The 2,223-nt window shown below is 67.7% G+C and carries 3 protein-coding genes; all 3 read right to left on the reverse strand.

Features of this window, described 5'->3' with window-relative positions; all coding sequences use genetic code 11:
- Nucleotides 1-400: 400 nt before the first annotated feature.
- Nucleotides 401-1,198, reverse strand: a complete 798-nt coding sequence (otnI, locus tag HUK84_RS15500; RefSeq protein WP_176641087.1) for a 2-oxo-tetronate isomerase — start codon at nt 1,196-1,198, stop codon at nt 401-403.
- Nucleotides 1,199-1,243: 45 nt separating this feature from the next.
- Entirely contained in the window at nt 1,244-1,885 is a 642-nt protein-coding gene (otnC, locus tag HUK84_RS15505) for a 3-oxo-tetronate 4-phosphate decarboxylase (protein ID WP_176641088.1), read from the reverse strand.
- On the reverse strand, nt 1,885-2,223 hold a 339-nt coding region (locus tag HUK84_RS15510), incomplete at its 5' end, for a nucleotide-binding domain containing protein (protein ID WP_281362833.1). The genes HUK84_RS15510 and otnC, both read right to left, overlap by 1 nt.

A 2,223-nucleotide genomic window follows, 5' to 3' on the forward strand; every position in this document is an offset into this window, starting at 1 on the left:
CAGAACGGGCGCCTGCGCCCCGGCCGGCGCCGCATGCGCGGCCATCGAACTGACCCCAGCCAGCAGCACCGCGCTGAACAGCACGCGCCGTCCCCGTCGCGGCAGGCAGGAAGGGCACTGAAAACCGGCAGGATGTCGCATAAGGCTCTCGTTCGATGAGGATGGCGTTGTTCTCATCCAAGAACGAAATCCGCCCGCCGTTCGATCGGAAGCTTTCAAAGCTTACTTTGACGATCCGCAACAAATCCCACGCCGCCCGGCCGTTCACCCTGCCTCATATCACCGCTCCAGGACATGATCACCCGCCACGGAGCGCACGCGCCTCGGCGATGCCTCCCGCCGGACCCAATCCTGATGCGAAGGCCGATCTCCCGGCTCCCGCCGACATGCCCCACCGGGGCTACGGCACGCCGGCCACCCGCCCGCGCCAGGGCGCGATCCATTCCAGCCCCGCGCGCATCGTGGTGCGGGGGCGATACTCGCACCCCACCCATCCGTCATATCCCGACGCGTCGAGCAGTCCGAACAGATAGGGACAGGCCAGTTCCCCGTCATCGGGCTCGTGGCGATCGGGCACGCCCGCGACCTGCACGTGGCCGATGACGGGCATCAGCGCGCGCAGGCGGGTGGCGACATCGCCCTGCATGATCTGCGCATGATACAAATCGAACAGGATCCGCACATTCTCCGCGCCCACGTCGGCGCATACCGCGGCGGCATCCTCTTGCCGGGTCAGGAAATAACCCGGCATGTCGCGGCTATTGATCGCTTCCAGTACGATCGTGATGCCGGCATCGCGCGCCTGACGGGCCGCAAAGGCGATATTGTCGATATAGACATCCCGATACCGTCCCCAGGCGTCCGGATCGGGGCATAGCCCGGCCATCACATGCAGCCGCCGATTCCCCAGCATGGCGGCATAGGCCAGCCCGGTGTCGATGCTGCGCCGAAACGCGTCCTGCCGGCCCGGCAGCGCAGCCAGCCCCCGCTCGCCGGCCGCCCAGTCGCCCGGCGGAGCGTTAAACAACGCCATCACCAGGTCATGATCCCTCAGGCGCGACCGGACATCCGCTGCCGCGAACGCATAGGGGAACAGAAACTCCACCCCTCGAAATCCATCCGCGGCGGCGGCGGCGAAGCGATCCAGGAAATCATGCTCGACGTAATTCATCGTCAGGTTCGCGGCAAAGGCAGGCATGACGTCTTTCTCCAAGTCCGGAAACTCCAGGTTCGCGCCGGACGATCACGACCACTCGACCCCGAACGTCCGGCACAATTCCGCGACCTGTTCCCGTCCCAGCGGCGCCGGGCGTGGATCGGTCATCAGCCACAGGCGCGCGGTCTCTTCCAGTTCCTCCAGCGCGTCCGCCGCCTCGGTCACGCTGGCCCCCCACATGACGGGTCCCAGCCGCTCCAGCATCACGCCGCGCACCGCCGCCGCGACGGCCCCGACCCGCTCGGCCACGGCCGGCGCCCCTGGCCGGTCATAGGCGATCAGCGGAATCCGCCCCACCTTCATGACCTGATAGGGCGTGATGGGCGGCAGGACCGCATCGGGGCTGTACACCCCGGCCAATGTCAACGCCACCAGATGCGTCGAATGGGTATGCACCACCCCCCGGCAATCGGGCCGCCGGTCATAGATGCGCCGATGCAGCGCCAGCGTCTTCGACGGCCGGCCGCCGGAAATCCACGCACCGTCCGAGGAAATCCGCGCGATCGCGGTGGGATCCAGCCGCCCAAGGCATGCATCGGTCGGCGTCACCAGCCATCCGTCCTCCAGGCGCATGCTGATATTGCCCGAACTGCCGACGGTATAGCCGCGCTGGTACAGGCTCAGCCCCACCGCACATATTTCCTCGCGACCCGCGTTTTCCATGTTCATCACCCCGCCTCCCGCTCCGTCATCCCGTCCGGACTGGCCGCGGCATCCGGCCCGGCAAGAGCCGTCAAGGCGTCGGCAAAGAAATCCGTTCCGCCGAAATTGCCGGATTTCAACGCAAAGCCCGTCCTGTCCGCGCCGACACTGACGGTGGCCGGCACGCCGGGTGCGATCGGCGCCCCGATCTGAAGCATCTTCACCCCCAGCGCCAGCACCACGGCGCCCGAGGTCTCGCCGCCCGCGACCACGAAATGTCGCACACCCTGCCCGTGCAGGCCCCGGGCGAGTTCGCCCATCGCCTCCTCGATCATCGCGCCGGCCGCCCGCGCGCCCAGTCGCCG

The organism is Nguyenibacter vanlangensis, assembly GCF_013376155.1.
GTDB lineage: Bacteria > Pseudomonadota > Alphaproteobacteria > Acetobacterales > Acetobacteraceae > Gluconacetobacter > Gluconacetobacter vanlangensis.